Origin of the sequence: Acidisphaera sp. S103 (assembly GCF_009765975.1) — a bacterium.
Taxonomy (GTDB): domain Bacteria; phylum Pseudomonadota; class Alphaproteobacteria; order Acetobacterales; family Acetobacteraceae; genus Rhodopila.
Map to the genome: position 1 here is coordinate 56378 of NZ_LMUJ01000101.1, position 6297 is coordinate 62674.

5 protein-coding genes are annotated in these 6297 nt (G+C 63.2%); all 5 read left to right on the forward strand.

What is annotated here, in order from left to right; all coding sequences use genetic code 11:
- Nucleotides 1–166: 166 nt before the first annotated feature.
- The 5 genes from GSQ89_RS32765 (at nucleotide 167) to GSQ89_RS32785 (ending at nucleotide 5476) form a co-directional block, all read left to right on the forward strand.
- Nucleotides 167–916, forward strand: a complete 750-nt coding sequence (locus GSQ89_RS32765; RefSeq protein WP_158932311.1) for an Asp/Glu racemase — start codon at nucleotides 167–169, stop codon at nucleotides 914–916.
- Between the two features lie 79 nt (nucleotides 917–995).
- Nucleotides 996–1418 carry a YbhB/YbcL family Raf kinase inhibitor-like protein gene (locus GSQ89_RS32770; RefSeq protein WP_158932312.1) on the forward strand — a complete coding sequence of 141 codons (423 nt, stop codon included), beginning with the start codon at nucleotides 996–998 and terminating at the stop codon, nucleotides 1416–1418.
- Between the two features lie 123 nt (nucleotides 1419–1541).
- The gene (locus tag GSQ89_RS32775; protein ID WP_158932313.1) at nucleotides 1542–1994 is read left to right on the forward strand and encodes a (2Fe-2S)-binding protein; all 453 of its coding nucleotides are present in this window, start codon (nucleotides 1542–1544) and stop codon (nucleotides 1992–1994) included.
- A 10-nt stretch (nucleotides 1995–2004) separates the two neighbouring features.
- Entirely contained in the window at nucleotides 2005–4170 is a 2166-nt protein-coding gene (locus GSQ89_RS32780) for a xanthine dehydrogenase family protein molybdopterin-binding subunit (RefSeq protein ID WP_254073474.1), read from the forward strand.
- 1 nt (nucleotide 4171) lies between these two features.
- Entirely contained in the window at nucleotides 4172–5476 is a 1305-nt protein-coding gene (locus GSQ89_RS32785) for a cytochrome c (RefSeq protein ID WP_158932314.1), read from the forward strand.
- The last annotated feature ends 821 nt before the right edge of the window (nucleotides 5477–6297 follow it).

Consider the following 6297-nt stretch of genomic DNA (forward strand, 5'->3'; position numbering starts at 1 on the left):
AGACTCTTACCAGTATTTATGCGTCTCCTGTTCTTAATGCGCGTACATATAATCAACTGTAGTGAACCACGACGCCAGATCGATTGCGGGCGGGGGCCTCCTACCGGATACGTCGAGCCCTCAACGCCCGATTACCTTCGAGAAGGTCAAATTCAAGGAGCGCACAATGCACAGGCCATTTCGCATCGGGCAGATTGTGCCCAGTTCCAACACGACGATGGAAACTGAAATCCCCGCAATGCTGCGGGCCCGCGAGGCCATTCGCCCCGAACGCTTCACCTTTCATTCGAGCCGCATGCGCATGCACAAGGTGACGAAGGAAGAGCTGGAAGCGATGAACCGGGAGGGACTGCGCTGTGCAGCGGAACTGGCTGACGCGCGCATCGACGTCATGAGCACTGCCTGCCTGGTCGCCATCATGTCCATGGGATTCGGTTATCACCGCGAAACAGAGCGCGCGCTAACCGTCGTGGCGCGCGCCAACCAGTCGCTCGCCCCAGTGATGACCTCGGCCGGAGCGTTGATCGAAGGATTGAAGACGTTGGGCGCTCGGCGCATCTCATTGATGGCGCCTTACATGCGGCCACTCACGGACCTCGTCGTCGAATATATCGAGCACGAAGGGATCGAAGTCGTGGACTCGCTCTGCTTCGAGATTTCGGACAACCTCGAAGTCGGGCTTCGGGATCCGCTGCAATTGATTGAGGACGTCCGTCTCTTAAACACGGACGGCGTCGACGTCGTGGTCGCATCGGCCTGTGTGCAGATGCCATCATTGCCGGCGGTTCAGCTGATCGAAGACATGCTTGGCATTCCCACGGTCTCGACCGCGATATGCACCACGCGGTCGATGCTTGATCGATTGGAGTTTGAGCCAATCGTGCCTGCAGCAGGCGCGCTGCTCGCCGCCAAATGACGGCGGCGCCGGCCGACTGCTTCGTCAAGACGGCGGATTTACGGGGTGAACAAGCTGCGATCTTACAGGAAGCAATTTCATGCGATTGAAAAGCAATGGTTTCGGCGACGGTGCGCTGATCCCCGGTGAGTTTGCATTCGCCGTAATTGACCCTTTGAGCCACGTCGCTCTCGGCAATAACCGTAATCCTCACCTGGCATGGGACGATGTTCCAGCAAGGACGCAGTCCTTCGTACTGATGTGCCACGACCCCGACGCCCCAAGCCGGGGCGACGACGTCAACAAGGTAGGCTGCGAGGTTCCCAAATCCCTGCCGCATCACTACATTTTCACGCTCTATGCGCTCGATGTGCCGCGCCTTGAAGCGTATGGCGGCCTCATCGGCACCGGCATTCGGGTTGCTCTAGCCGGTCACATGCTCGCAGAAACACGGCTGACGGGCCTCTACATGCTAAATCCCCGCCTCATGCAGCAACAGCGGTCTCGTTGCTCTGTCACGTAAACGCGAGGGCGCGCCGATGTGCGACGACACAGAACATGGCCCGCGATCTCGACACCTGCCACCGACGATCCCACATGCAAACGACGTAGGCGCGATCCCTTCTCATTCTCCGTGAGGCCCGACATGGCAATTCTGAACGTCAACGGACAGGACCGGCAACTTGATGTGCCGGACGACATGCCGCTGTTGTGGGTGCTGCGCGACGTCGCCGGGATGACCGGCACCAAGTTTGGCTGTGGTGTGGCGCTTTGCGGCTGCTGCACGGTGCATCTCGATGGCGAGCCGATCCGGTCCTGCGTCACCGCCGTGCGCGATGCGGTCGGCCACAAGATCACGACGATCGAGGCGATCGGCAACACGCCGGCGGGGGCGAAAATCCAGAAGGCGTGGCTGGCGCTGGAAGTCGTGCAATGCGGCTACTGTCAATCCGGCCAGATCATGTCGGCGACAGCACTGCTGACGCGCAACGGCAATCCGTCGGATTCCGACATCGACGATGCCATGAGCGGGAATATCTGCCGCTGCGGCACCTATTCGCGGATCAGGGCGGCGATCAAACACGCAGCGACGATCTGAGGAGGCCGGCATGAACAAGATGCTGTCCGGCCGCGCTCTGACCCGGATCGATCGCCGTGGGTTCCTCGCAGGCGGCGCGGCCGCGCTGGTGGTTGCGGCTTTCGTGCCGGCGGGAAGCCGCATGGCACGTGCGGCGGAGACGAATTTCGCGCCCAACGCCTTCATCCGCATCGGCGAGGACGGCAAGATCGCGCTGGTCATGCGCGATGTCGAAATGGGCCAGGGGATCTGGACCGGGGCGTCGATGCTGATGGCCGAGGAACTCGATGTCGGGCTCGACCAGGTAGCGCCGGAATTCGCGCCGCCGAACGACAAGCTTTACGCCAACCCCGTGCTCGGGCTGCAGGCAACCGGCGGGTCGACGTCGATACGAGCGGACTGGCAGAGCCTGCGCAAGGCGGCGGCGATCACACGGGCGGTGCTGGTGGCGGCGGCGGCGAAGCAATGGAGTGTCGAGCCTGCCGCCTGTTCGGTCGCGAGAGGGACGGTCAGCCACGCTGAGTCCGGCCGGACGGCGACTTACGGGTCTCTGGTGGCGCTGGCGGTGACCATGCCGCTGCCGGCCGATGCGCCACTGAAGGATCGCAAGGACTGGAAACTGATCGGCACGCCGCAGAAGCGGGTGGACACGCCGACCAAGGTCAACGGCAAGACGGTGTATGGGATCGATGTGCGGCTGCCCGGCATGAAGATCGCCGCGGTGACGCTGTGTCCGGTGCTGGGCGGCAGGGTGTCGAAGCTCGATGATGTCGCCGCGCGCAAGATCCCAGGCGTTGTGGACGTGCTGCGGACCGACGATGGAGTGGCTGTCGTGGGCGAGCATTATTGGGCGGCGAAGCAGGGACTGGATGCGCTCGATATCGACTGGGACCTCGGCCCGAATGCCGGTGTGAACCAGGCGGGGATCGTCGAGGGCCATGCGAATGCCTCCGCCGGACCTGGAATCGTGGCCAAGCTGGCGGGCGATCCCGATGGGGCCATCGCCGGGGCGGCGGTCAAACTGGATGCGGTGTATCAGCTTCCGTTCCTGGCGCATGCGCCGATGGAGCCGATCAACTGCACGGTGCATGTCCGGCCGGATGGCGTCGAGGTCTGGTGCGGCACGCAGATACCGCCTCGCGCGCAGGCCGTGGCGGCCAAGGCGGCCGGACGGCCGGTCGAACAGGTGGTGTTGCACAACCACATGCTCGGCGGCGGGTTCGGCCGGCGACTGGAGTGGGAGTATGTCGGCATCGCGACGGCTTTCGCGAAGCAGGTGCCGTATCCGCTGAAGATGATCTGGACGCGGGAGACCGACATCCAGCACGACCACTACCGTCCGTTCTACTACGACCACATCGCGGCCGGGCTGGATGCGAACGGCAGGATTGTGGGTTGGACCCATAAGGTCACCGGATCGAGCGTCATGGCGCGGTGGGCACCGGTGGGAATGCGCAAGAACGGCATCGACCCGGATGCGGTCGAATGCGCGGAGGATACGCCGTACGACATTCCGGTGCGGCGGATTTCCTGGGTGCGGCACGAACCGCCGGGCCTGGTGACGGCGTGGTGGCGCGGTGTCGGACCTGCGCACAACATTTTCGTCGTCGAGAGTTTCATCGATGAGCTGGCGTACGCAGCGAAGCAAGATCCGGTCGCATTCCGGCGTTCGCTGCTGGCGAAAAATCCGCGGGCACTGAAGGTCCTGGATCTGGCGGCGGAGAAGGCCGGTTGGGGCAGCCCACTGCCGCAGGGGGTCGGGCGCGGCATCATGGTGCAGTTCGCGTTCGGGTCCTATCTGTCGGTGGTGTGCGAGGTTGCGGTGACCGAGGGCAACCAAATTCGGCTGCGGCGGGTCACGGCGGCGATGGATTGCGGGCAGGCAGTCAACCCTGACTCAGTCAAGGCGCAGATCGAAGGCGGCCTGATCTTCGGCATAACGTCCGCGCTGTACAGCGAGATCACCTTCGATCAAGGGCGGGTGGAGCAGAGCAACTTCAACACCTACCGCATGCTGCGCATGGACGAGACTCCGCCGATCGAGGTGCATCTGGTCGACAGCACCGAACCTCCTGGTGGCCTGGGCGAGACCGGTACCGCGGCGTCCTTCCCCGCGGTCGCCAACGCGGTGTTCGCGGCAACCGGCAAGCGGGTGCGCCGCCTGCCGATCGCCACTGGCCTGACGGCGGGGGTGTGACATGCGGCGTCTGGTCAAGTTTCTGGCTGCCGCTGTTGTTGTCGTGGCCGTGGTTGGCGCCGGTTTCGTCGGCTGGCGGCTTTACGACCGCGACCCGGAAGTCTCGGCGGCGGACGTTCCGGCGACGCCGGAGCTGATCGCGCGGGGGGCGTATCTGGTGCGAGCGGCGGACTGTGCGGCCTGCCATAACATTCCGGGGGGCAAGCCGTTCACCGGGGGTTTCGCGTTCACTCTGCCGTTCGGCACGATCTATTCGACCAACATCACGGCCGACAAAGAAACCGGCATCGGCACCTGGAGTGACGACGACTTCGTGCGGGCGCTGCATCAGGGCATCGCCAAGGATGGCTCGCATCTGTATCCGGCGTTTCCCTACGCGTCCTACACCGGCCTGAGCCGGGAGGATGCGGTGGCGATGAAGGCGTATCTGTTCTCGCTGCCGCCGGTGCACGCGCCGGCCCGGCCAAACCGGTTGGCGTTCCCGTTCAACCAGCGCTGGACGCTGGCCTTCTGGAACCTGGCGTTCCTGGATGAACATCGGTTCCGTCCGGATCCGGCGCTGAACACCGCCGAGAACCGTGGCGCCTATCTGGCGACGGCGCTGGGGCACTGCGGCGAGTGCCACACGCCGCGCAACCTGGGTTTCGCGATGGAGATCGGACGGCAGTTCGGCGGCGCGGTGGCGCAGGGCTGGCACGCCTACAACATCACGACGGACAAGGATTATGGGATCGGCGACTGGTCTGATCAGCAAATCGCCGATTACCTCAGTTTCGGGCACGCCGCCGGGCGTGGTTCGGCATCCGGGCCGATGGGCGAGGCAGTCGGCTACAGCCTGCAATATCTGACCGCGGACGATACTCGCTCACTTGTCTCGTATCTGCGGCATGTCGAGCCGCAGACCGGCGTGCCGGGCACCGAGGTCGATCCCGCGCCGGGTGTGATGACGGTTTCGTCGAGTTGGGCGCCAGGGGAGACGGATGCGGGGAACGAACTCGGGCGGCGTTTGTTCGAGGGCGTTTGCGCGAGTTGCCATGCGTGGAACGGTGGCGGGCGGGAGACGAACTATGCGGCGCTCGCCGGCAGCCAGGCGGTCAACGATCCGGAGGGTGTGAATCTGGTGCGCGTGCTGCTGTCCGGCGGCGACCTCAAGACGAGCCATGGCACGGCGTACATGCCGAGCTTTGCAAGGGCGTACAACGACGCCGAACTTGCCGCGGTCTCGAACTACGTCATCGGCCATTTCGGTGGCAAAGCAGGCCGCGTTACGCCCGAGCTGGTGAGGGAGCGAAGGGCCCAGCAGTAGGGTAGGGCGGCCGCCATTGCCGGGAGAAAACGTGTGGCAATGTTGAAGTCCGCGGCGCGTTACGCCAGTACCCGCCGGTTCCAATGCCACTTGCCGCCATACGCCCTCCGGGCCGTGGATGCCTCCGGACTCTCCAAGACGTTCCGGCCTGCTGTTCTGACCTGAACCGCCTGCTCGGAGCGCCGGGGCTTTGAGATGAAAGGCCTCCGCGTGGTTTGGTCGCGGCTCTTGTTAGTCTGCCGCATCTGAGCCGCTTCTCGTCGTCCCACCGTGACCATATTCTACCGAGCTCAGCACGCGGTTAAAACCGGCAACAGAACTGCCGATCCTGGCCTCGGTTTTTAGACCCATGGCTCCGACCAACAGCCAAGCCTTAACAATTAAGTTTCCTAAAGTTATTAAATTGTTTATCGGGCGCGGCTGTCGCTCAGGGTAGGAAGCGGCCATTGGAGTTGTCCGCTGGACCAGGATTTCCGATTCGGCTTTTGGCTGTCGCGCACAACTTGATGGCTTCCAGAGCGGGATGAGTTTACATCTGTTCGCCTATCCCGCTGTAGCTCCTTGCTTTGGGAGCGTGATTTCGACCTCCGGCGATTCCGGGTCCGGTCAGGCATCGCTCTTAATCTACCATCACGCAGCGATTTGGCCCGATTGGGTCGTCGATACGTCCTGGCAAATTAAGTTCCCAGGAAAGTTCAGCAATGCACGGTAATTCTTAACAGCATCTAAGAACCTGACTCGAAATCAAGCGATCGCCTGGTAATCTCGAGCGATCCTGCGGATGAGCAGGAAGCCCATGGCCAGCATGAACCAAGCCTGCG